Source organism: Kribbella catacumbae DSM 19601 (assembly GCF_000372465.1).
GTDB lineage: Bacteria > Actinomycetota > Actinomycetes > Propionibacteriales > Kribbellaceae > Kribbella > Kribbella catacumbae.
In genome coordinates, this window is sequence record NZ_AQUZ01000036.1 from 67,588 (window position 1) to 88,343 (window position 20,756).

Here is a 20,756-nt window from a genome sequence, read left to right on the forward strand (position 1 = left end):
GTCGTGGTGGACCATCCACCCTGCCAACCGACGGGGTCAACTTTCGACCTGAGTCGAATTGCTTGACAATTTCCTACCTGTCGCCCGGGAGTCTCCGGTTGAGAGAGAAAAGCCGGCCGAGGACCGGCATCAAGATGATGTTCAGGCCGTGCAGGATGCCGATGATCAGCAGGATCCCGCCGATTCGCGCGGCCTCGAACCCGACCTGGGCGGGGACCACGGTGCCTGCCCACGCGGTTCGCGGTTCGAAGTTGACGGTGAACAGGATGTACGCCGCGAAGATCAGGTAGTAGACGATGTCGGTCAACACGATGTAGCTCTTGCCGGTCTGCGGATTGTCGTGGAACACATCCGCGGCGTACGCCACGCCGCGCCGGATCGCGGACCGCCGGACCCGGTCGTCACCGATGCTTTCGAGGACCCGGTCGAACAAGTCAGGCGACGTACTGCGCGGCTGCGCCGGCCCGAGCGCCTCGACCAGGCGCCGTTCCACCGGTGACGCCTCGGCGGGCAAGCCGTCATCGCGCGGCTGGTGTGTCGTCATCAGGTTCCTCCAGTTCCACCTTGAGCGCCCTGAGGCCGCGTTGAAGATGGGTCTTCACCGAGTTCGGCGACAACCCGAGCGTCCCCGCGATGCCCGCGATCGACAGCTCGAGGTAGTACCGCAGTACGACGCAATCGCGTTGCCTGCGGGGCAGGCCGCGCAGCGCCTCGATCACCTCGCGGCGGCTCTCGTCGACCGCCGCGTGATCCTCGGCGGAACGGTCGTCGACCTCCGCCGGTGGGCGATGCCGCAGCGAGACCAGGCCACGCCTGTTGTGATCGCGGGCCAGGTTGATCACGATCGAGCGCAGGTACGCCGCCGCCCGGTCCTGGTCGGCGATCCGGTGCTGAGTGCGGGCCAATCGCAGGAACGCCTCCTGCACCAGGTCCTCGGCGGCTGTCCGGTCGTCGACGAAGAACCTGGCCAACTGCACCAGCCGCGCTCCTTCGGCTTGGAAGAGCGCGACAACGAGTCCGTCGGCGTCCAGTCGTACGCCGACGCTGGGCAGGTCGACCGCGTCGCGGCCGGTCGCGACTTCGGCGCTCACCTCCACGTCGGCCCATGCGTCCGCGGCGACGGCGCGGCGGCCGGGCCGCACTACAACGCGGACACCGCCGCCGGCCGCGTGCCGCCACGAGTCAACGCGACCACCGAGATCTGGCTCGATTTCGAGGTGACCAGGGCAGGGACAGGGTTCGCGATCACCAGCGTTCCGTTCGTGCCAGGCCGCGGCAATCGGTCAGTGGTGATTCACCAGGAGCCCACCAACCCACAGGGTGGCGCCGGCCCGCGGCTGGCCTGCCTGCCAGTGTCGTGGTGAGCGTCCCCTCCAAGGCGTCAACCAGCAGGAGCCGGCGAACAACCCCGCCGTGCTGTACGGCGGGTTCCTGCTCCTGTCGCTGGCGCTGACGGCTGGAGCTACTGAGCTCTATCGGCCGATCCGGCGCGTTCCGCAAGTCCAGCCAGCGTGAGCACTTGTTTGCGCATCATCAGCAGGTCGCCCCAGGCGAGCAGGGTCCGGCGTACGGGGTTGCCGTGGGCCGCGAGGGCGAGTTTGACGATCAGCCGGGAGCCGGAGGCCGTCGGTACGGCGAGGTAGGTGACGGCAAGATCGCGGTAGAGCCGACGGGAGGCGGGGGAGGCGAGCTTCAGGGTGAGCTGCCGGCCCGGCGTGAAGTCGACCAGCTCGAAGATGGTCATGAACGGCTGCCCGAGCTCGAGCTGATCCAGACCGGGCGTCAGCACCCGCGGACTGCCCTTGCCGAAGTTGTCGATCAGGTCGTAGCTGTACGGCGCCACACGCAGCTGGCACAACCAGCGGAACAACTGCTCAGCCGGAGCAGTCGAGTCGGCCGCTCGCCAGCAGCCAACCGCAGGCCCTGAGACGAACCGGTCGCAGGGGTACTCCGCTGCCACCTCTTCAGCAGTCGCCTGCCAGACCCATGGAAGCTTCATGAGCCAGACCATACCGTATGGTATGGCCTGGCTCATAGGCTCCACGGATGAATCAAGCCGCGTGGCGGCCGTGGTGGGCGAAGACCCGGGCGCGGCGGATGGCCACGACGTTGGTGGTGCTGCCAAGGGGCTTGTGGGTGAACGGCTCTGCCGCGCCGCCGAGGGCGAGTAGGTCGAGCTTGGTCCTGGCCAGATCACGGTCGTCGGCAACCCAGCTGCCTTCGGGCCCGTGTCCGAGCCCGGTGACGTGCCGCCTGTTGCTGCTTTCGAGAGCCGCGATCAGTACCAGCGCGAGTACTGCGAGGACTACGATTCCGGTCATGGCAGTAATCATGCTACCAACCAGATCCAGCCACAATTGGCACTAGTGACACCTATCTACAAATTTCTGCCATACTGGTCCGCATGCTGCGGAAGATCGCTGTCGTCCTGATGGAGGACGTCGCTCTGTTCGAGTTCGGGGTGCTTTCCGAGGTGTTCGGGATCGACCGGACCGACGACGGAGTGCCCCCGTTCGACTTCAAGGTGTGTTCGACCCGCCCGGGGGAGCCGCTGCGAACCAGCAGCCACTCCGCGGTGATCGCGCCGTACGGGCTGGAGGAGCTGGAGGACGCCGACCTGGTCGCGCTGCCGGCGACCACCTGGCGCGGCGAGTACGACCAACGCATCCTCGAGGCCTTGCGCAAAGCCCATGAGCGCGGCGCGATCCTGCTGACCGTCTGCTCGGGTGCGTTCGTGCTCGGCGAGGCTGGGCTACTCGACGGGCGCTGCTGCGCGACGCACTGGCGGTACGCGGACAAGTTCCGCAAGCAGTTCCCCGCGGCCAAGCTCGACGCGGACGTGCTGTTCGTCGACGACGGCGACATCATCACCAGCGCCGGCACCGCCGCCGGCATCGACGCCTGCCTGCACCTCGTACGCCGGGAGCTCGGCAGCGCGGTGGCGACCCGGATCGCGCGCCGGATGGTCGTCCCGCCACAGCGAGACGGCGGCCAGCGGCAGTACGTCGAAGTACCGGTGCCAGAGTCGTCCGGCGAGAGCCTGCAGCCGGTGCTCGACTGGATGGTCGGCAATCTGACCATCGAGCACACCGTCCCTGAGCTGGCCCGTCGTGCTCAGATGTCGGACCGGACGTTCGCCCGTCGCTTCGTTGCGGAAACCGGCACGACGCCACTCAAGTGGGTCACTACCCAGCGCGTCCTGCACGCCAGGACCCTGCTGGAGCAGACGAAACTCGGCATCGAACAGATCGCGGCAGAATCAGGATTCGGGACGGCGGCCTTGTTGCGCCATCACTTCCGTAGGGTGGTGGGCGTGCCTCCTCAGGACTACCGCCGAACCTTCCAGACCGCCAGCTGATGTCGCCTGACTCCAGCACCCCGCAGTCCGCAGTACCACAGGAAGGCACGAGAGCGACCAACGCCGCCTGCTGTGTCCCGACCGACAGGACATACTGCCTCTACTCTGGCTACCCGCGACTTCCCTGAGCGTGGAGTGCCGAAGGCGGCGCGACTATGTCCTGTCGGTCGGGACAGGTAGCCCTGGAGGCAGGCCAACAACGGGTCGGGCGGCGACTGGAAGCGTCGGTGCGGGAGATCCAGGTCCGGAACCTCGAGGCCCGAGGAGCCCTGAACGCGCGAAACCCGGGCGACCGACCGTCCGGACGGCTCCCGGGTTCACTTCCCACGCCTAATGCCTAGGCTGCTCACTACTGTACACACTCGCGACTTCACCTTTCCAGCTCGAAACCTGCGCCCTCCGGTTGTGTGGGAGGGCGCCGGTTCGAGGGATTCAGACTGAGCGTTGGTAGGTGCGGAAGGCTCGGGTGGAGAGGTAGCCGACTAGCAGGGTGAAGGCCAGGAGGTAGGCGCCGTGGCGGGCGGCTGAGTTCCAGTCGGGGGTGGCGGACAGGGCTTGGCGGGCGGTGATGGCGGCCCAGTCGACCGGGTTGAAGCGGGCTGCGACGCCGACCCAGTCCGGGGCGAGTTTCAGGTCGAGCATGATCGAGGACAGGAAGGTCAGCGGCAGCGAGACGAACTGGGAGATGCCGATCAGCGCGTCCTGCCGACGGGTGAGCAGCGCGACCGCGTTCGAGAGCGAGCCGAACGCCGTACCGACCAGCATCGACGCGACGATCGTGACGACGTAGCCGAGCACGCCGCCGTCGTACCGGGCGCCGGCCGCGAAGCCGATCGCGAACACCAGTACGGTCTGGATCACCGTCGTGGTCCCGTTGCTGATCAGCTGTCCCGCCATCAACGCGCCCCGGCGTACCGGCGAGGTCAGCATTCGGTCCATCACGCCGCGATCCATGTCATCGATGAACGTGGTGCCGCTCCAGCCACTGGTCATCAGCGCCGTCATCATCACGATGCCCGGCGTCAGGAACGCGATGTACGACGAGTCGCTGAACCCCGGCAGCGCCACGACCCCCTTGAACAACTGGCCGAACAGCAGCAACCAGATCGCGGGTTGCACCAGCGTGAAGGCGATCAGAGCAGGAGACCGGTACTGCGCCCGCAGCCACCGGCCAGTGATGAACCCGGTATGACTGAGGAAGCCACCCCGGCGTAGCGGGCGTTGGGCGATTCGGGTTGCCGTCAGTGTGCTCATGCCGCCCGCTCCTCATTCTTCTCGGCCGACTTGAACGAGCGACCGGTGTACTGCAGATAGACGTCATCCAGCGACGGCCGCGAAACCGTCACCGCCAGCACCGGAATCGCCTTCTCCTCAAGGGCTCCCAGTACTGCGGGCACCGCTGTCGCGCCCCGGTCGACCCGGGCCCGCAACGTGTTGCCCTCGACAACGATCTCGCCGATCCCCGGCAACGCGGCGAGCAACCTTCGGACAATGCCTTCCGTGTCGGGCTCGACCAGCTCGACATGGACGGAATCGCCCCGGAGTTCGGCCTTCAGCGCCTCGGGGGTGCCTTCGGCAACGATCTTGCCGTGGTCGACGATCGCCAGCTGGCCGGCGAGACGGTCGGCTTCCTCCAGGTAGTGGGTGGTCAGCAAGACGGTGAGGCCTTCGGTGCCGGACAGCCGCTCGACCTCGGTCCACAGGTCCGCGCGCGCTTCCGGGTCGAGGCCGGTGGTCGGCTCGTCGAGGAAGAGCACCCGCGGACGATGGACCAGCCCGAGCGCCACGTCCAGCTTGCGCTGCATGCCACCGGAGTACGTGCGGACCTGCCGGCCACCCGCCTCAGTGAGGTCGAATCGCTCGAGGAGCTCGGCAGCCCGGCGTACCGATTCCTGCCGGGACAGGCCGTAGATCCGCCCACTCAGGACGAGGTTCTCGACGCCCGTCGCCATCGGGTCACAGCTGGACTTCTGCGGCACATAGCCGATCGCGTGGCGGACTTCCTCCTGCTGCTTGACGACATCCAGGCCGACTACCCGCGCAGTACCGGAGTCGGCCCGCGACAAGGTGGTGAGGATCTTCACGGTGGTGGACTTGCCGGCGCCGTTCGGCCCGAGCAACCCCAGTACTACCCCCTCCGGGACCGTGAAGGTGAGCCCGTCGAGCGCCCGCAGCGGCGGCTTCTTGCGGCCGGCGGGATAGGTCTTGACCAGTTCTGCTGCCTCGAGGGCAGGGGATGGTGCCATGGTGATGCGACTCCTCTGGATGAGTGCTGAGGAGTCGATCCGGCGGAGTGCGCCGTGTCGGCGCACGCCTGGCTATCCTGATGGTTGTGGCCTTGGGTGCCAGGTCTCGCTTGCGGGATCGACTCGAGGAACTGCGGCCCTTGGCCCGGGTGTTGCCGCACCCTGGCCGGGGGCCGTCCTACTGGTGTCTCACTGGGTTTCTGGTGGGAACTCCTGAAGCCAGGGAAACTCCTCTCCGAAGTACTTGACCGGATCCTTGAACAGCTCGGCCGGCGTGATGCCGAGCTTCTCGACCAGCTCGTAGCCCTTGCGCCAGAAGTCCGAGCCCTCCAGCGCGTCGGTGCGGATCGCGCGAACGAGCCGGCGGACATAGGTGAGCTCGGCCTGGACCAGAGCGAGCCGGAACTCGGACTCCACCCAGAAGATCCGCGGGAACTGCTTCGACTCCATGTAGGCGTGGGTGCCCTCGATCTGCTTGACCTCGGCGGCCAGCGCCTGCACCCGCTGCTCCAGCAGTTCGGCCACCCGCGCCGGCGGGAACGCGGGGAGATAGGCGAGCCCAGCCTCCAGTTGGCTGAACTCGCGCTCCGGACTGCCGAGCAACTCCGACAGCCAGTCCGTGAACTCCGCGCGCCCCGCCTCGGTGATCGCGTACACGGTCCGCTCCGGGCGATTGCCGTCGCGCACGGTCTCGACCGCCTCGATATAGCCGTTCTTCTCGAGGGCGGCCACGACCGAGTAGAGCGAGCCGTAGTTGAGCTTGATGCTCATGTCCTTGCCGCGAGTCTTGAGCATCGTGGAGATCTCGTACGGATGCATCTGCCGCTCGCTGAGGCTCCCCAGCACGGCGAACGCGAGTGGATTGGCCACCTTGCGCTTGACCATGTGACACCTCCTCGATCCCAAGTACTCGAAATCGAGTATTCGTTCCCGTGTATCCGATGTCAAGTAGTCAGACGGAGCGCTCGAAGAGGAGCTCCACGCCGTCCTCCTCGTCCCATTGCTCGCCGGCCTCGAGGAATCCGAAGCCCGCGATGGTCGCCAGGGACGCGGCGTTGGTCGGGCTGATCGAGGCCCGCACCACCCGTACGCCGGGCTCGGCGGCGGCTTGCTCGATGAGCGCCGCGACGACCGCCTTGGCGTATCCCTGCCGCCGGTACTGCGCGTCGACGGTGTAGCCGACCTCGACCATGCCGTTCTCGTCGGGTGGGCCGTGGTAGCCGGCATGGCCGACCACCAGGCCCGCGGGTTCGGACACGATCGCGTGGATGAGCCACCGGGCCGAGCCGGGATCGCCCTTCACCTGCGGGAGGCGGTAGTTGAAGAGCCACTTCGAGTGGTCGTCCAGGAACAACTCGGTCAGCTCGACGCCGGACTCACGGTTCGCCGTCGCCACATCATCGGCGAGCAACGCCTCCATCGCCGCCGCGGACAAGGCCACCAGGCGGATCTGCTGTGTCGTCATGGCGCTGATGCTGCTGCCACGGCGGCCTCGCGTCTATTTGTTTAGCCCTTCATTTGCTGAGCGCCGCGGCGTACCAGGGCTTGATGATGTCGTCGATGATCGCGAGCCGCTCGTCGAAGGGGATGAAGGCGGACTTCATCGCGTTGATCGCGAACCAGCGGAAGTCGGTCAGCCCGTAGTCGAACGCCTCGGCCAGCAAGGTCAGCTCGCGACTCATCGACGTACCGCTCATCAGCCGGTTGTCGGTGTTCACCGTGACCCGGAACTTCAGCTTCGCGAGCAGCCCGATCGGGTGCTGCGCGATCGATTCGGCCGCCCCGGTCTGCAGGTTGGAGCTCGGGCACATCTCCAGCGGGATCCGCCGGTCCCGCACGTACGCCGCCAGCCGGCCGAGCTCGACCTTGCCGGCCGGCCCGGCGCTTTCGTCGTACGAGATGTCGTCGATGATCCGTACGCCGTGCCCGAGCCGGTCCGCGCCGCACCATTGGATCGCCTGCCAGATGGAGGGCAGCCCGAACGCCTCGCCGGCGTGGATGGTGAAGTGCGCGTTCTCGCGCTGCAGGTACTCGAAGGCATCCAGGTGCCGGGTGGGCGGGTAGCCGGCCTCGGCGCCGGCGATGTCGAAGCCGACGACACCGGCGTCGCGATAGGCGACGGACAGTTCGGCGATCTCCATCGACCGGGCCTGGTGCCGCATCGCGGTCAGCAACTGCCGCGCGACGATCGGCCGCTCGGCCTTGGCCATGCCGTCCTCGAAGCCGGCCCGGACCGCGTCGACGACCTGCTCGAGACTGAGCCCGCCGGTGAGGTGCTGCTCCGGCGCGAACCGGATCTCGGCGTACACGACACCGTCGGCGGCCAGATCCTGCACGCACTCACTCGCGACCCGCTCGATCGCCTCGGCGTTCTGCATCACCGCGACGGTGTGATCGAACGTCTCCAGGTACCGCTCGAGCGACCCGGAGTCCGCCGACTCCACGAACCACTGCCCGAGCTCACCGGGTTCGGTCCGCGGCAGCTGATGCCCGATCTCAGCAGCCAGCTCCACGACAGTCTCCGGCCGCAACCCACCATCAAGATGGTCATGCAACAAAACCTTCGGCGCGACCTTCACCTGCTCCTGGGAGATCATGCCGCCATCTTGCCCCAACCTGCCCACCAAAGGCCTTCGTGTCGCAGCAGACCCCACCCCGATCCTGAGCCATATGAACCACAGCCCAACTCACCGGCCCTTGATGCCGGCCTGGTACCCGACCTTCCTCGAAGCAGTAACAGCCCACCTTTGGGCGACGGCCGACGAACCGCTCCTGGCCTGCTGGACGATCGGCCACGAGATCCTGCGCTGGCGGCAGAAGCCCGACTGGACGAGCCGGGTCATCGACCATCTCTCAACGGACCTCAAAGCCCGCTTCCCCACCCGCAAGGGCCTCTCTTCCCGCAACCTCAGATACATGCGCACCTTCGCCGAAGCCTGGCCCCACGAATCCTTCGCCCGGGGCCCATTGGCCGGACTGCCCTGGCACCACCACCTGGTCCTCCTCCAGAAGCTGGACAACCTCAATCTCCGCATCTGGTACGCCAAGCAATCCCTCGACAACAACTGGACCCGAGCCACCCTGACAGCCCAGATCGCCGCCAACCTCCACCGCCGCCCGCGCCGAAGCCGCCTCCCCTGACACACCACCCGTCCGGACGCCCAGCCCATCAATCCCCCGCCCACCGTCCCCGGTAAGCGCATCCCTCCCGCTTGGTTGGAGGGTCTGATGGCCTGGGAGTCCGCGATCGCGACATGGGAGCCGCGAACCGGGGTAGGCGCGGAATTATGCAAGTGCCGCTTGCGCAGTTCCGGCCGTCGCATCTGCCCCGACTCCCGCCGCGCCGGTTCAGCACGGGTGGAGCCGGGACGTGCTCGCCCTCCAGATCGAGAGCGGACTCCGCCAGCGGTCGGGCAAGGCCCCGCTCCACCTCCTGCAGTGTGACTCGACAGCGCTGGCTGAGATCGTCCCGGAGCACGGCGTGAAGGATTTTTGCCGGTCCGTAGCAGAAATCCTTCACGCGGGTCATCTGTCACTCCTCGGCTTGTCCGACCATGCGTCCGCCGTGGCGACGGCGTGGACGGCTGCGCACGCACGACCTGGCGCCGATGTCCCGACACGCCGTGGGAAGCGTTTGCTGACCGGAGAGGGGTCTGCACGGACGTCCGGACCCCTATCGGCCTTGGCGACCAGCGTTTGCCTCGGTGGGTCGGGGTTGGCTGGGGGCTGTGCGTGCGGGGGTGTCCGGCCCGCTTGCTGGTGGGTTTGAGTGGGGCGCGGGGGGTTACACGGACGGGAGGTGTCGATGAGTTAGGAAGGGCGTCATGACAACGATGGGGAATCTTCCGGTGGTGGTTTCGACGGAGGAGTGGATGGGTGCTCGTCGGGAGCTGCTGGAGAAGGAGAAGGCGCTGACTCACGCTCGGGATCAGTTGAATGCTGAGCGGCGGCGGTTGCCGATGGTGCGGGTGGACAAGGCGTACACGTTCAACGGGCCGGACGGGGAGGTTGGTCTGCTCGACATGTTCGCGGGCCGGCCGCAGTTGGTGATGCATCACTTCATGTTTGCGCCGGACTGGGAGGTGGGGTGCTCTAGTTGCTCATCCGCCGCTGATGGGATCGGCCGGCTGAGGCAGTTGCAGGTCCGCAGTACCTCGCTCGTGGCGGTGTCGCGGGCGCCGTACGAGAAGCTGGCCGCGTATCGCGAGCGGATGGGCTGGACGTTCCCCTGGTACTCGTCGTTCGGCAGCGACTTCAACTACGACTTCCACGCCACCCTGGACAACCGGGTGGCGCCGGTGCTGATGTACTTCCGCACCGAAGAGGAGCTCGCCGAGGCCGGAATGCCATGGTCCGAGAGCATGAACGGCGAGGAGGTACCGGGGATCAGCGCGTTCCTGCGGGTCGGCGACGAGGTCTTCCACACCTACTCCACCTTCGGCCGCGGGATCGAGGAGTTTCACAGCGGCTACCCCTACCTCGATCTCACCGCGCTCGGCCGCCAGGAGGATTGGGAAGAACCGAAGGGTCGCGCGACCCCGCTTGGTCTCCAGCTCGGCGGTCCCAACCTGCGCATCCCGGACGAGTACGACCTCTGACGCAGCTCAGACGGCGTGGATCTTGAACACCGGTACGCCGGGCGCCACGTGGAGGAGGGTCTCGACGGAGGAGTCGGCGCGGACGTCCTTGCCGAAGAACGCGCCGACTTCCCAGGCCCACTTCTTGAGGTAGACGCGGATGACGTCGGACTTGTCGGCGTCGGCGAGTTCTTCGGCGCGGAAGGTCTCGACCTTGCGGCCGATGCGGAGGGTGCCGTCGCCGGTGGCGCGCAGATTCTTGACCCATTGGGTGTGACCGCGGGGCGCGACCAGGTAGCGCTGGCCGTCGATGGTCAGCAGGTTCACCGGCGTACTGCGCCACTGGCCGGACTTGCGGCCGCGGACCGACAGGACGCGGCTGCCCATCAGGCTGATGCCCAGATTGGCCAGGCCGGCGACGGCCTTGTTCATCACCAGCATGCTCTTGCGGCCCGACATGACCACCCGCTGGTCGTTGTACTCCTGCATCCCGATCGCCTCCCAGTTGTCGAGAGCACCGCTCTCTGTTGTGACTAGTGAACACTGAAGTGATCGGCAAGTCAAGAGCAGTGCTCTCGGTTTGCCGAGTCAGCGCGGACGACAGCAGGAGTCAGGCGAACGCGTCCGGCAGCGGCAGCGCCAGTGCGCGCTCGACCCGCCGGAGATACGCATCGCGCGGGATCGCCACCGCACCGAGCGTCGCGAGATGGCTGGTCACCCATTGGATGTCCAGCACGCGATCAGCGGCGTACTTGTCGCTGAGCAACTCCACCAGACCAGCCACGGCCGCCTTCGAGCCGTCGGTCTTGTGGTGGAACATCGACTCCCCCGCGAACAGCCCGCCGATCGCCACGCCGTACAGGCCGCCCGCCAGCTCATCGCCATCCCAGGCCTCGACCGAGTGCACCCAACCCATCCGGTGCAATCGCGTGTACGCCGCGATGATGTCGCCGTCGATCCAGGAACCCGGCCGGCGTGGATCGGCGCACGCCCGGATGACCTGGTCGAAGGCCGTGTTGACCCGGATCTCGAACCGCTGCCGAGCCCGTCGCAGCGACCGCGACGGCGCGAAGCCGTCCACGTCGATCACCCCGCGCTCCACCGGCGACCACCACAACAAGGGCCCATGACTGTCCGGCATCGGAAAGAGTCCCCGCCGGTACGCCGCCAGCACCGTGCCCGGCTCCAGATCCGCGCCGGCTGCGACGACATCGCTGGCACCGGCGACCGCGACCGGCGGGAAGTCCCACACGGAGGCAGGTGGTTCGATTGGCACGCCACCATCCTGACCTACCCCTCACGGGGCGAAACGCCCGGCCATCATCGCAACAGATGTTGACAAGCTCAATCGGAGGCAACATATGCTTCGGAGCATGAAGATCGTCGAGGAGATCGAGGGTTCGGGCGGGCTCGGGGGAGTCGCCCGGATGACCGAGGTGATCGCGGCGCTGGAGTACCGGCGGACCGAGCTGATCGAGCAGCTCAGGTCCCAGCGGCTGGCCAGCTGGGAGGAGATCGGGCAGGCCTGCGGCATGACCCGGCAAGGCGCCAGCCGGCGATGGTCGCGGCAGGCGCAGGCGACTTCCTTCGGCGACGCGGCAGCGGCGTACCGGCGCGGGCGACCGCCGTACCCGGAGTCAGCGGTCGACTGGCTGGTCCCCGGTACTGCGCGGTCGGTGCTCGACCTTGGCGCCGGGACGGGCAAGCTCACGCAGTTGCTCGTTGCCCGCGGCCTCGACGTGATTGCCGTGGAGCCGTTGGCGCCGATGCGGGAAGAGCTGATCGCGGCGGTGCCGCAAGCCGACGTACGGGACGGTTCGGCTGAGGCGATTCCCCTGGAAGACGGTGCTGTTGACGCCGTGGTGGTCGCGCAGGCCTGGCACTGGTTCGACGCGGCGAAGGCGCTGCCGGAGATCGCCCGCGTGCTGACTCCCGGCGGCACGCTGGGGTTGGTGTGGAACGTCCGCGACCACAGCGTGCCGTGGGTGGCCGAGCTGGATCGCGTGCTGCATCGGCACACCCGGGTGGAGATCGACAGCTCACCTTCGATCGGTACGCCGTTCCGCGAGGTCGAGCGACTCGACGTCCGCTGGGAGCATGCGCTCACCCGGGCTGAGCTGCTCGACCTGGTCGCGTCGCGGTCGTATGTCATCACGATGCCCGCCGCGGACCGTGACGAGTTGATGCACCAGGTCGGCGAACTGCTCGACTCGCATCTCGATCTGCGCGGTCGCAAGAAGCTCACGATGCCGTATCTCACTCGCTGCACCCGCGCCCAGTTGGCGTCGTGACGATCACCATCCGGCCGCTCGGGCTCGCAGACGCATCGGAGTACAGGGCGTTTCGGTTGGAGGCGCTGCGTGCGACGCCGGCTGCCTTCACCTCGACGTACGCCGAAGATTTGGACCAGCCGTTGGAGGTCACGGTCAATCGGTTGACCAGGGTCGGCCGACCCGATGACGTGACGGTGGGGGGGAATGCGGCGGCCGAGCGGCTGTATCGGTCCTGCGGGTTCGAGCAGTGGGGCCGGGAGCCCGCGGCGGTAATGGTCGACGGACAGCCAGTCGCGAAGCTGCACTTGATCCGCTGGCTTTAGGACGACTCGCTGACGCTTGGTGATCAAGGGATGGGCCGGGGTTTCTCCCGAGTGGCGCGAGCTGGTGGGCCACGTAGAGTTGAGAGTGCTGCGCCCGCCCGCCGGACTCCGGGGGTGGGTGTCCGAGTTGTGAAGGAGTGCTGTGGCCGGAGTAGCCAGATTCGTTGCCAGCAGTCTCGCGCCTGCCGCCCAGAGGTTCGCCCCGCAGGCAGCGGCCGGCGTACTCCGTCAGGTCCTGGAGATCGCGATCGACGGGTACCAGCGTTTTCCCGGTGCCGAGAAGCTCGCCGATCGGCAGCTGGCCAAGGCCGGTGGCGACGCACAGCTCGCGATCGACGCGGTGATCGACCAGCACATCCGGCTGGCCGGCGTGCAGGGGTTCGTCACCAGCATCGGCGGGCTCGTCACGCTCCCGGTCGCGCTGCCCGCGAACCTGACCGGCATCGCCGTCGTGCAGGCCCGGATGGTCGCCGCGATCGCGCACCTGCGCGGGTACGACCTGGGCGATCCGCGGGTCCGCACCGCGGTGATCACCTGCATGCTGGGCGAGGAGGGCGTCACCGACCGGCTGAAGAAGTCCAGCCTGCCGACCTCGCCGCTCGCGATCGCGACCGCGCCCGTGTTCGACCCGGAGCTGGACCGGCTGGTGGCCGGCGAGGTGGTGGGTGAACTGATCGCCCGGATCAGCGGCAAGCGGATGGGGATCATGGTGACCCGGCGCATTCCGCTGCTCGGCGGCGTCGTGGGTGGAGGCGTCGACGGCTGGTCGACGTACCGGATCGGTGAGTACGCCGACAAGAGCCTGGTCCGGAGGATCCGGCGCCCGATCGAGCCGTAGTGGTCGCGCCGTTCTGGGGGCCGACGCTCGACTGCCCCGAGCCGCTCGTGCTGGCCGAGTTCTACCAGCGGATCTGTGGTGGAGAAATCGCCATCTCCACCGAGTCGTACGCCGAGCTGCGACTCGGTACGGCGAATCTCGGCTTCCAGCGGGACCTCAACTACCGCGCTCCGACCTGGCCCGATCCACGCGTTCCCCAGCAATGTCATCTCGACTTCAAAGCCGCCGATCTCGACGCCGAGGAGCTGCGCGTGATCGCGGCGGGCGCGACCAAGACCGCAGTACAGCCGCATCCGGCCGTCTTCCGGGTGTTTCTCGACCCGGCCGGGCATGCGTTCTGCCTGACCACGTATGGCACCGAGGCCGGACCGCCGGAATCCCGGTGAAACTGTCGGCGGCGCGTGTCAGCATGGCTTGATGAGCACTCGTCGGGGTGAGCTTGGGGAATTCCTGAAGGCGCGCCGCGCCCGGGTCACCCCCGAAGCCGTCGGCCTGCCTCCGGGCGGACGACTCCGTACTCCGGGCCTTCGGCGCGAAGAGCTCGCTCAACTCGCCGGGGTCGGCGTGACTTGGTACACGTGGCTCGCGCAAGCTCAGCCCGGAGTTCGAGCAGCTGTGGTCCAAGCACGAGGTCGCGGAATGCGAGCCCCGACCGCGGCGGATCCTGCACCCGGTCGCCGGCGAGCTCGCCTTCACCTGACCGAACTGGCCGTGCCCCGCCCACCCGGACCTGATCCTCTTCGTGGAAACCCCCGCAGACGAGCAGACCCGAAACCGCCTCCCCCTGACCCGCCGCGAGCCCGCCGAGGTCTAGCCGCCAACACTTCGCGGCTGGTTGAGCTCGCCCGCTAGCCGGCGAGGGCCTGTACTACGCGGCTGGCTGAGGGTTTGCCGAGTTGGGTGGCCATCCAGGCGCTGGTGGCGACGAGGCTTTCCAGGTCCACGCCTGTCTCGATGCCGAGGCCGTCGAGCTGCCAGAGCAGGTCTTCCGTGGCGAGGTTGCCGGTCGCGCTTTCGGCGTACGGGCAACCGCCCAGCCCACCCGCAGAACTGTCGACGGTGGTGACGCCCTCACGGAGTGCGGTGAAGGTGTTGGCGAGTGCCTGGCCGTAGGTGTCGTGGAAGTGCACGGCCAGCTTGTCGACGCCGACTCCCGCGGCCTCGAACGCCTTGATCAGCGCGATGACCTGGCCCGGAGTGGCGACCCCGATGGTGTCGCCGAGGGAGAGTTCGTGGCAGCCGAGCTCGACCAGCCGCGCACCGACCTTGACCACTTGATCGATCGGTACATCGCCCTCCCACGGATCGCCGTAACACATCGAGACATAGCCGCGGACGGTCAATCCTTCGTCGAGCGCGCGCTGGACGGTCGGCGTGAACATGGCGAACTGCTCGTCGACCGTCGAGTTCAGGTTCTTGGCGGCGAAGGTCTCGGTCGCGCTGGCGAAGATCGCGATCTCGCTGACACCGGCCTCCAGCGCGCGATCCAGGCCGCGTTCGTTGGGTACCAGCACCGGAGCGCGGACAGCCTCGGGGAGATCGAGCCGGCTGAGGAGCTCGGCGGCATCGGCGAGCTGGGGCACCCACTTCGGGTGCACGAAGCTGGTCGTCTCGATGGTGGTCAATCCGGCCGCGGCGAGCCGCTGGATGAACTCGGCCTTCACCGCCACGTCGACGATCGCGTCCTCGTTCTGCAATCCGTCCCGCGGACCGACCTCGTAGATCGTCACCCGTTCGGGCAGCCCCTCGGCCCTGACCTGCTCGGGCTTACGCACCTGTGCCTCCATCTCGTGAGCCGGGCTCCAGCTGATGGGCCAGGCTCGGTGGGCCGGGCTCCATCCACTGAGCGGGGAGGGTTCTCCTCCACAATGGCTCGTGATGACAACTCTGGCTGACATTCTGCGCGGGATCGAAGGCGGCGTCTCCCCCACCCCTGACCTGAGCATCACCGTCGTCCCCGCGCCGTCCGAGCGCGAGGTGTGCGTGGTGGCGTTCACGGCGCACATCGTGATCGCCGCGGACGTCTCTCCGGCGTGGGTCGCCGGCCTGATCCCGGACGGCGACCTCTCGGCGCCGCTCAACCCGCCGTTCCTGTACGCCCTGGAACAACTGACCGCCCGCCGTGTGAACGCCATCGACCAGATGCTGCTGGCCCCCGCGCTCACCGACCCGGCCGAACGCGAGGCAGCGATCGAAGGCCTGGTCGAGCTGACCGAACGCGGCCACCCCCGGATCGAACGGGCCTGGCGCTACCGCGACGACGTACACGCCTATGCCGACTCGTACGGCGGCCTGGTCCTCACCGGCCGCGGCCTGGCCGGCCGGCTGGAGGTCGCCCTCGAAGTACCGGAATCCACCCGAGGCAAAGGCCATGGCCGCCGCCTCGCCCTCGCCGCCCGAGCCCTCATCCCACCCGGCACCCACATCTGGTCCCAGGTAAGCCCCGGCAACGCCGCCTCCACCCGCACCTTCCTCGCCGCCGCCTACCAACCAGTCGGCTCGGAAGCCCTGCTAGTCCGCCCCTAGGTCAGAGCCGGCTAGTTGGGTGGAGCGTCACTTCGTCAAGGCCGTCTGGCCGACTGCCGAGTCCGACGAGATCCAGCGCGGGAGCAGGTCGGGGTGTTGGCCGGCCCCGCGGCGCTCGCGGTCTACCCGATAGCGCCTTAGCCCACCAATAGCCTGCTACAGCGCGCCATCGGCACCAGAACCGGCCATCGGCGCCCCGCAACCCGCCGTACACGGCGTGAACAGGTGCTGTCCCGGCCCGCCCGGCCCGCCGTTCCCGCCTGGCCGCCCAGCCGGCTCGCTCGACTCGGCCGGCCCGGTTCGGCTGACCCGACTCGGCCGGCCCGGTTCGGCCGAGTACGCCGGTGCGCAGCGCCCGGACCCGATTCATCCGTCACACCGCCGACTGCGGCCCAGGCCGGCTTGTCCGTCGGGCTAGGCGACCGAGCCCACCAGTGGTGGGCTTGAACACCTTCTGGCGACCTCGAACAGGGTGCGCCTTGTTCAAGGTCGCCGTTAGGGGGCCGAGCCCACCACTGGTGGGTTCGGACCAGCGGGTCGAAAGGTCAGCGACGACGGCCCCTGGGTGCAACGCCGGGAGGGGCTGGACGGCCCGCGCGTACGGTCTCCGGCTAGCAAACGTTTCCCTCGGCCCTTCGGCGCGCGTCGGCGCGTCGGCGCATCGGGGCGTCGGCGCATCGGCGCGTCGGGGCATCGGCGCGTCGGGGCATCGGGGTCGGGTCGTGGGTGCGCAACTGTCGGCGTCTTCGCCTTCCGCCCTGCCTGCGGATCGACTCCGGCGAGGGGATGGCGAGCAGGTGGGAGTTGGTTGGGCGTGACCCCTAGACCGTTGCCGGGGTGTGGCTGCGGCGGTGGTAGGTGGGGGTGGTGTTGGCGTAGAGGTTGCCTCGGTAGATGCCGTGGATGATTTCGGATTCGTAGCCGTTGAGTTCGGGCATTTCGAGGGCGCGGGCTACTTCGAGTTCGGCGTGAGCGTCGTAGGGGACTCGGACGAACTGGATCGAGAAGGGGGCGTCGTCGAGGGTGTCGGGGACGCCTTCGAGGATGACGTAGACGGGAGTGGCATCGCCCATGCTGTTGCCGACGCTGCCGGTGTTGAAGAGGGTTCGGCGCTCCAGGTCGACCTCATAGAAGGCGTCATGCGTATCGCCGTAACCGACCACTGTCGGAAGCGGGCCGTCGCCGGTGGCCTCGGTGTTCTGGAACATGCCGAGGAACTCCTGCTCGTCATGGTCGAAGCGGACTCGTCGGTGCACGCTCGTCGCCGAGGCGTGGAAGAGGCGGATCCGGCGCCCGCTGAGGACGAAGTCGTGGCTGAACGGCAACGCTCGCAGCCAGGTCCACTGGTCCTCGCGCAACTCGTTCTTCCACCAGCGCATCCCTTCGCTGTCGTCCACCCGCTCGGGGTCCGGCAGGAAGTCGTCCCAGTTGCCGAGGATGTTGACCTGGCACTTCTCCCGGCACAGATCCACCACCGCACGCCCGCGCGGCCCCTTTCCGACGTAGTCGCCGAGGTTGAAGATCCGCTCGATCCCCCGCTGCCCGATATCCGCCAGCACCGCCTCCAGGGCCGACAAGTTCCCGTGCACATCAGAAATCAACGCAATCCGCTCAAGCTTCACCCCCGCATCCTCACATCCCGCACCCACCCCAGCCCGCCCACCCTTACCCGACCCGTGCGGGGATCACCAGCCGCCGGTGGGGCCGACTGGTTCTGAGTCTTGGGACGAAGGCGACGGTGGTGGGGGCGGCGGGGGTTTGGGGCGAGGTGGGGTGCTGCCTCGGGGGCCGGAGCGGTTGGTGGGGGACGAGCCGCCGCCGGGGCGGGAGCTGCCTGACCGTGAGGCGCCGGAGGAACTGCCGGAGGCTGAGGAGCCGCCGCCGGGTTCGCCGGCTGAGTGGGAGGCTGCGCCTGAGATTGCGCCGGCTCCTTTCTTGGCGGCTGCGAGGCCGGCGCCGGCGGCGCCGGCCGCTACACCGATTGCGCCGGACGCGATGCCACCTCCACCCCCACCCCCGCCGCCGCCCCCACCGCCCCCGGAGCCGCCCCCGGAGCCACCGCCGGAGCGGCTGCCGGAGCGGCTGCCGGTCGAGCGGCCGATGTTGATGGCGCCGGTGGCCAGGCCGCCGGGGTCTACGGCCGAGCTGCCAATGCCTGAGCTGCCGCCGGCGGCGGCTGCGGTCAGGGGGACGGTGAAGCGCAGCAGCGCGGGCAGGGCGACGATGGCGAGCGCGAGCATCATCAGTCCGGTGAGCACTTGCACCAGGCCGTCTCCGGATCCGTTGGTCATCCCGTCATGGCTCATCCGGATCGCGGCCGCGTAGATCAAGGCAGCGGCCGGCTTGTACGCGACAAAGGCCAGCGCCCAGCCACAGAACTTCTTGAACCATGCCCTGCCGACTTCAGTGTTCGTCGCGGCGGCCGCCAGCGGGAACGTGCCTGCCAGCAGCACCAGCATCGCCGACCGGATCAGCAGCAGGATGATCTGGACGAGCGACGAGAGCAGCGCCGCGGTGCCGCTGAACAACGCCAGCAGGATCGGCAGCTTCTGCAGGGTCTGCCCGCCGCCGCTCATCACCAGGTTGCCGAGCGCCGCGTCGAAGGACTGACCGGCCGGCAGCGCCTTGGTGACCAGGTTCTTCGAGAACTCGTCGGACCACAGGATCAGCAGCTGCAGTACGGCGGATCCCGCCGCCGACACCAAGATGAACAACATAGTTGCCTTCAGCAACTGTCGGAGTGGTTCGGCGCGCTGTTCCCAGGCGATCCGAATGCCGGCCACCATCACCGCCAGCGTGAAGATCGCCGCCGACACCGCTAGGACGTGCTCCTGCAGGAACGCGACCGTCCCGCTGTTCGCCCAGTGCTGACCGCTGCCGGTGGCGACGGTCGGGCTCTGCAGGTTGATCCAGAAGGTGGACTGGGAGTGCAGGCTGGCGAGGGCGGCCTCGTTCATATCCCGCAGCATCGCGTCGAACTGGTTGGTGAGAACCGACTGGAAGCCCTCCTGGATGTGGCAGCCGAGGTCCATTTTCCCGCACATCAGACACCACTCCAGGCCACGAAGCCGTCGAGGTCACGGTGTTGCGAGTACGGCGCTCCGACCGGATTGCCGTTCACGGGTGGCACGAGACGCCAGTCACCGGCGTACCAGGTGAGGGTGATGGTGGCACTCACGTACTCCGTTTGCACGGGTAGCGCGAGCATGATGGTCGCGCGATCGCGGCTGGCATCCACCACCCTGTACCCCGCGAGCTGGGTCGGCTCTGAGTCGGCGTCGGCCGGTTCCGCCTTCAACTGCTTGAGCAGGGCGTCGGTGTCGCGTCCCGGGAGCATCAGCTTGCCGGCGGTTGGGACGGATTTGGTCTGGTCGGCCAGGGCAGCGATCACGTTGTACGCCGCGTAGACCGCGCCGGTCGGCGAGTGGGCGAAACAGCGCCGGAAGCCGTCGGGGTCGGTCTTCGCCGGACCGTACGCCGAGGAGCGCGGGACGACGACTCGGCGGCTGACCTCCCATCCGTCGGCGGCCGGCGCCTGGCTCGAGGGGATGGTCTGGTCGCCGGCGAGCAACCCGCAGCGGTTCGCAGCACCGGAGCCGGTGGACTGAGCGGCACCCGTGGAGCCCGACCCAGGCTGCGCACCGGAGCCCTCCCGGTCAGCGCCGGGGTCCGCAGCATTCGTACCGGCAGCGGCAGCGGCTGGCCCGGAGTCGATCACCGATGACGTGTCCGAGTCGGCGGACAGGCCCGTGACGAGGAGGACGCCGCCGCAGGCGAGGACGGCGCCGATCACGATGGCTGCCGCGACGAACCCCCGCCCAAAGGGTGACTGACCTTCGGTCTCACTCATCGGATCCCCACTTTCCCCGGTCTGCGAACTGACAGGGAAAGCCTGACAAAAATCGGCCGACCGCCGCGAAAGTTATCCACAGGTAGCGCCTCGACCGCCCTGAGTCACGCTCAAACACCCATCGATCGCGTCTCGACCTGTAGCCGATAGGTCACCCCGTGTAGCGAAGTGACCTAGTCAGCTAATAGAGTCCGCGCATGACCATCGCGCCTTCGCTTTGCTCGCCCCTAGCGCTCGCCGATGCAGAACCCACTCACGCCGCCGAACCCTGGGAAAGCGACGTGATCACCGCGTACGGCCTGCTGCGTGAAGCAGCAGCCGAACTCGATCACCTGATGCGCCATTCCCTCAAGCGCAGTGGTCTGCAAATGGCAATGTTCGAACTGTTGCTGCGGCTTGCCCGCAGTCACGGGGAGAAGCAGCGTCTCACCTCACTCGCCCGGGAGCTGACCGTCACCACCGGCGGCATCACCCGGCTGGTCGACCGCGCCGAGAATCTCGGTCTGGTACGCCGGGAGCCCTGTCCCGACGATGCCCGCGGCTCGTTCGCAGTCCTCACGGAGGAGGGCAAGCGGCGGCTACGTGAAGCGCTGCCGGACCACCTCCTGGAGATCGACAGCCTGTGGATGTCTCAGCTGGCGGACGAGCAAGAGCTCGTCCTCGGCAAGCTCCGTCGCGTTCGCGACAATGCCCGTCGCTGGCCCAACGGCCGGCCTAACCTCGGCCCGATCAGCTCGGCCGACCGGATCTGACCAGCAATCGCAT

Annotated in this window: 26 protein-coding genes and 1 pseudogene; 12 read left to right on the plus strand and 15 right to left on the minus strand. The window is 67.9% G+C overall.

Features of this window, described 5'->3' with window-relative positions; translation table 11 throughout:
* Positions 1–73 precede the first annotated feature (73 nt).
* Both A3ES_RS0130455 and A3ES_RS0130460 read right to left on the minus strand, forming a co-directional pair.
* Positions 74–544: a hypothetical protein gene (locus A3ES_RS0130455; protein ID WP_020390632.1), complete on the minus strand. Its 471-nt coding sequence runs from the start codon at positions 542–544 to the stop codon at positions 74–76.
* A complete protein-coding gene (locus A3ES_RS0130460) occupies positions 519–977 on the minus strand; it encodes a sigma-70 family RNA polymerase sigma factor (protein WP_020390633.1) in 459 nt (152 codons plus the stop codon). The genes A3ES_RS0130455 and A3ES_RS0130460 overlap by 26 nt, the downstream gene beginning before the upstream one ends.
* An 18-nt stretch (positions 978–995) precedes the next feature.
* On the opposite strand from A3ES_RS0130460, the gene A3ES_RS54410 reads away from it, so the two are divergent.
* The gene (locus A3ES_RS54410) at positions 996–1,364 is read left to right on the plus strand and encodes a superoxide dismutase family protein (protein WP_020390634.1); all 369 of its coding nucleotides are present in this window, start codon (positions 996–998) and stop codon (positions 1,362–1,364) included.
* 98 nt (positions 1,365–1,462) lie between these two features.
* On the opposite strand, the gene A3ES_RS0130470 is transcribed toward A3ES_RS54410, so the two are convergent.
* Together A3ES_RS0130470 and A3ES_RS0130475 are read right to left on the minus strand one after the other, a co-directional pair.
* Positions 1,463–1,999: a hypothetical protein gene (locus A3ES_RS0130470; protein ID WP_237745098.1), complete on the minus strand. Its 537-nt coding sequence runs from the start codon at positions 1,997–1,999 to the stop codon at positions 1,463–1,465.
* Positions 2,000–2,051: 52 nt separating this feature from the next.
* Positions 2,052–2,321, minus strand: a complete 270-nt coding sequence (locus A3ES_RS0130475; protein WP_020390636.1) for a hypothetical protein — start codon at positions 2,319–2,321, stop codon at positions 2,052–2,054.
* Between the two features lie 83 nt (positions 2,322–2,404).
* Here A3ES_RS0130475 and A3ES_RS0130480 point away from each other — a divergent pair, with 83 nt between their 5' ends.
* Positions 2,405–3,358: a GlxA family transcriptional regulator gene (locus A3ES_RS0130480; protein ID WP_020390637.1), complete on the plus strand. Its 954-nt coding sequence runs from the start codon at positions 2,405–2,407 to the stop codon at positions 3,356–3,358.
* Between the two features lie 432 nt (positions 3,359–3,790).
* Here the strand turns inward: A3ES_RS0130480 and A3ES_RS0130485 are convergent, their stop codons facing one another.
* The 5 genes from A3ES_RS0130485 to A3ES_RS0130505 form a co-directional block, all read right to left on the minus strand.
* A complete protein-coding gene (locus A3ES_RS0130485) occupies positions 3,791–4,612 on the minus strand; it encodes an ABC transporter permease (protein WP_020390638.1) in 822 nt (273 codons plus the stop codon).
* Positions 4,609–5,604 (minus strand): daunorubicin resistance protein DrrA family ABC transporter ATP-binding protein, encoded by a 996-nt coding sequence (locus A3ES_RS0130490; RefSeq protein ID WP_020390639.1) that lies wholly within the window; start codon positions 5,602–5,604, stop codon positions 4,609–4,611. Before A3ES_RS0130490 ends, A3ES_RS0130485 begins: the two co-directional genes overlap by 4 nt.
* Positions 5,605–5,793: 189 nt before the next feature.
* Positions 5,794–6,489, minus strand: coding sequence for a PadR family transcriptional regulator (locus tag A3ES_RS0130495; protein ID WP_020390640.1), 696 nt, complete (start codon positions 6,487–6,489; stop codon positions 5,794–5,796).
* Positions 6,490–6,556: 67 nt separating this feature from the next.
* Entirely contained in the window at positions 6,557–7,069 is a 513-nt protein-coding gene (locus A3ES_RS0130500; protein ID WP_020390641.1) for a GNAT family N-acetyltransferase, read from the minus strand.
* Between the two features lie 49 nt (positions 7,070–7,118).
* Complete coding sequence (locus A3ES_RS0130505) at positions 7,119–8,201, minus strand: adenosine deaminase (protein ID WP_020390642.1); 1,083 nt, start codon at positions 8,199–8,201, stop codon at positions 7,119–7,121.
* A 73-nt stretch (positions 8,202–8,274) separates the two neighbouring features.
* On the opposite strand from A3ES_RS0130505, the gene A3ES_RS48955 reads away from it, so the two are divergent.
* A complete protein-coding gene (locus A3ES_RS48955; RefSeq protein ID WP_157630825.1) occupies positions 8,275–8,745 on the plus strand; it encodes a DUF1016 N-terminal domain-containing protein in 471 nt (156 codons plus the stop codon).
* A gap of 683 nt (positions 8,746–9,428) precedes the next feature.
* Positions 9,429–10,202: a DUF899 domain-containing protein gene (locus tag A3ES_RS0130515; RefSeq protein ID WP_020390644.1), complete on the plus strand. Its 774-nt coding sequence runs from the start codon at positions 9,429–9,431 to the stop codon at positions 10,200–10,202.
* Positions 10,203–10,208: 6 nt separating this feature from the next.
* Here the strand turns inward: A3ES_RS0130515 and A3ES_RS0130520 are convergent, their stop codons facing one another.
* Both A3ES_RS0130520 and aat read right to left on the minus strand, forming a co-directional pair.
* Positions 10,209–10,670 (minus strand): nitroreductase family deazaflavin-dependent oxidoreductase, encoded by a 462-nt coding sequence (locus A3ES_RS0130520; RefSeq protein WP_020390645.1) that lies wholly within the window; start codon positions 10,668–10,670, stop codon positions 10,209–10,211.
* 121 nt (positions 10,671–10,791) lie between these two features.
* Positions 10,792–11,457, minus strand: a complete 666-nt coding sequence (gene aat / locus A3ES_RS0130525) for a leucyl/phenylalanyl-tRNA--protein transferase (protein ID WP_026163352.1) — start codon at positions 11,455–11,457, stop codon at positions 10,792–10,794.
* Positions 11,458–11,554: 97 nt separating this feature from the next.
* Here aat and A3ES_RS0130530 point away from each other — a divergent pair, with 97 nt between their 5' ends.
* From A3ES_RS0130530 to A3ES_RS57230, 6 genes and pseudogenes are all read left to right on the plus strand, one after another.
* Entirely contained in the window at positions 11,555–12,472 is a 918-nt protein-coding gene (locus tag A3ES_RS0130530) for a class I SAM-dependent methyltransferase (protein WP_237745099.1), read from the plus strand.
* Positions 12,469–12,777, plus strand: coding sequence for a GNAT family N-acetyltransferase (locus A3ES_RS0130535; RefSeq protein WP_020390648.1), 309 nt, complete (start codon positions 12,469–12,471; stop codon positions 12,775–12,777). Before A3ES_RS0130530 ends, A3ES_RS0130535 begins: the two co-directional genes overlap by 4 nt.
* Positions 12,778–12,919: 142 nt before the next feature.
* Positions 12,920–13,615 (plus strand): EcsC family protein, encoded by a 696-nt coding sequence (locus tag A3ES_RS0130540; RefSeq protein WP_020390649.1) that lies wholly within the window; start codon positions 12,920–12,922, stop codon positions 13,613–13,615.
* Positions 13,615–14,001, plus strand: coding sequence for a VOC family protein (locus A3ES_RS48960; protein ID WP_020390650.1), 387 nt, complete (start codon positions 13,615–13,617; stop codon positions 13,999–14,001). The genes A3ES_RS0130540 and A3ES_RS48960 overlap by 1 nt, the downstream gene beginning before the upstream one ends.
* A gap of 31 nt (positions 14,002–14,032) precedes the next feature.
* Positions 14,033–14,203, plus strand: a pseudogene (locus A3ES_RS57460) (helix-turn-helix transcriptional regulator); the annotation flags it as partial.
* 25 nt (positions 14,204–14,228) lie between these two features.
* Complete coding sequence (locus A3ES_RS57230; protein ID WP_169501815.1) at positions 14,229–14,315, plus strand: hypothetical protein; 87 nt, start codon at positions 14,229–14,231, stop codon at positions 14,313–14,315.
* A 148-nt stretch (positions 14,316–14,463) separates the two neighbouring features.
* Here the strand turns inward: A3ES_RS57230 and A3ES_RS0130550 are convergent, their stop codons facing one another.
* Positions 14,464–15,390: a hydroxymethylglutaryl-CoA lyase gene (locus A3ES_RS0130550; protein ID WP_237745100.1), complete on the minus strand. Its 927-nt coding sequence runs from the start codon at positions 15,388–15,390 to the stop codon at positions 14,464–14,466.
* 103 nt (positions 15,391–15,493) lie between these two features.
* Between A3ES_RS0130550 and A3ES_RS0130555 the strand changes: the two genes are divergently transcribed.
* Complete coding sequence (locus tag A3ES_RS0130555; RefSeq protein ID WP_020390652.1) at positions 15,494–16,141, plus strand: hypothetical protein; 648 nt, start codon at positions 15,494–15,496, stop codon at positions 16,139–16,141.
* Between the two features lie 821 nt (positions 16,142–16,962).
* Here A3ES_RS0130555 and A3ES_RS0130560 read toward each other — a convergent pair.
* The 3 genes from A3ES_RS0130560 to A3ES_RS0130570 form a co-directional block, all read right to left on the minus strand.
* Complete coding sequence (locus tag A3ES_RS0130560; RefSeq protein ID WP_020390653.1) at positions 16,963–17,763, minus strand: metallophosphoesterase family protein; 801 nt, start codon at positions 17,761–17,763, stop codon at positions 16,963–16,965.
* Positions 17,764–17,826: 63 nt separating this feature from the next.
* A complete protein-coding gene (locus A3ES_RS55645; RefSeq protein WP_202806624.1) occupies positions 17,827–19,185 on the minus strand; it encodes a TrbL/VirB6 family protein in 1,359 nt (452 codons plus the stop codon).
* A complete protein-coding gene (locus A3ES_RS0130570; protein ID WP_020390655.1) occupies positions 19,185–19,991 on the minus strand; it encodes a DUF8175 domain-containg protein in 807 nt (268 codons plus the stop codon). Before A3ES_RS0130570 ends, A3ES_RS55645 begins: the two co-directional genes overlap by 1 nt.
* Before the next feature lie 197 nt (positions 19,992–20,188).
* Between A3ES_RS0130570 and A3ES_RS0130575 the strand changes: the two genes are divergently transcribed.
* Complete coding sequence (locus tag A3ES_RS0130575; protein WP_026163355.1) at positions 20,189–20,743, plus strand: MarR family winged helix-turn-helix transcriptional regulator; 555 nt, start codon at positions 20,189–20,191, stop codon at positions 20,741–20,743.
* Positions 20,744–20,756 lie beyond the last annotated feature (13 nt).

Excerpts from the sequence above, each read along its gene's own strand:
- A3ES_RS0130455 (WP_020390632.1), bottom strand. The coding sequence starts at position 544 with ATGACGACACACCAGCCGCGCGATGACGGCTTGCCCGCCGAGGCGTCA.
- A3ES_RS0130470 (WP_237745098.1), bottom strand. The coding sequence starts at position 1,999 with ATGAAGCTTCCATGGGTCTGGCAGGCGACTGCTGAAGAGGTGGCAGCG.
- A3ES_RS0130475 (WP_020390636.1), bottom strand. The coding sequence starts at position 2,321 with ATGACCGGAATCGTAGTCCTCGCAGTACTCGCGCTGGTACTGATCGCG.
- A3ES_RS0130480 (WP_020390637.1), top strand. The coding sequence starts at position 2,405 with ATGCTGCGGAAGATCGCTGTCGTCCTGATGGAGGACGTCGCTCTGTTC.
- A3ES_RS0130485 (WP_020390638.1), bottom strand. The coding sequence starts at position 4,612 with ATGAGCACACTGACGGCAACCCGAATCGCCCAACGCCCGCTACGCCGG.
- A3ES_RS0130490 (WP_020390639.1), bottom strand. The coding sequence starts at position 5,604 with ATGGCACCATCCCCTGCCCTCGAGGCAGCAGAACTGGTCAAGACCTAT.
- A3ES_RS0130495 (WP_020390640.1), bottom strand. The coding sequence starts at position 6,489 with ATGGTCAAGCGCAAGGTGGCCAATCCACTCGCGTTCGCCGTGCTGGGG.
- A3ES_RS0130500 (WP_020390641.1), bottom strand. The coding sequence starts at position 7,069 with ATGACGACACAGCAGATCCGCCTGGTGGCCTTGTCCGCGGCGGCGATG.
- A3ES_RS0130505 (WP_020390642.1), bottom strand. The coding sequence starts at position 8,201 with ATGATCTCCCAGGAGCAGGTGAAGGTCGCGCCGAAGGTTTTGTTGCAT.
- A3ES_RS48955 (WP_157630825.1), top strand. The coding sequence starts at position 8,275 with ATGAACCACAGCCCAACTCACCGGCCCTTGATGCCGGCCTGGTACCCG.
- A3ES_RS0130515 (WP_020390644.1), top strand. The coding sequence starts at position 9,429 with ATGACAACGATGGGGAATCTTCCGGTGGTGGTTTCGACGGAGGAGTGG.
- A3ES_RS0130520 (WP_020390645.1), bottom strand. The coding sequence starts at position 10,670 with ATGCAGGAGTACAACGACCAGCGGGTGGTCATGTCGGGCCGCAAGAGC.
- A3ES_RS0130530 (WP_237745099.1), top strand. The coding sequence starts at position 11,555 with ATGAAGATCGTCGAGGAGATCGAGGGTTCGGGCGGGCTCGGGGGAGTC.
- A3ES_RS0130555 (WP_020390652.1), top strand. The coding sequence starts at position 15,494 with ATGACAACTCTGGCTGACATTCTGCGCGGGATCGAAGGCGGCGTCTCC.
- A3ES_RS55645 (WP_202806624.1), bottom strand. The coding sequence starts at position 19,185 with ATGTGCGGGAAAATGGACCTCGGCTGCCACATCCAGGAGGGCTTCCAG.
- A3ES_RS0130570 (WP_020390655.1), bottom strand. The coding sequence starts at position 19,991 with ATGAGTGAGACCGAAGGTCAGTCACCCTTTGGGCGGGGGTTCGTCGCG.
- A3ES_RS0130575 (WP_026163355.1), top strand. The coding sequence starts at position 20,189 with ATGACCATCGCGCCTTCGCTTTGCTCGCCCCTAGCGCTCGCCGATGCA.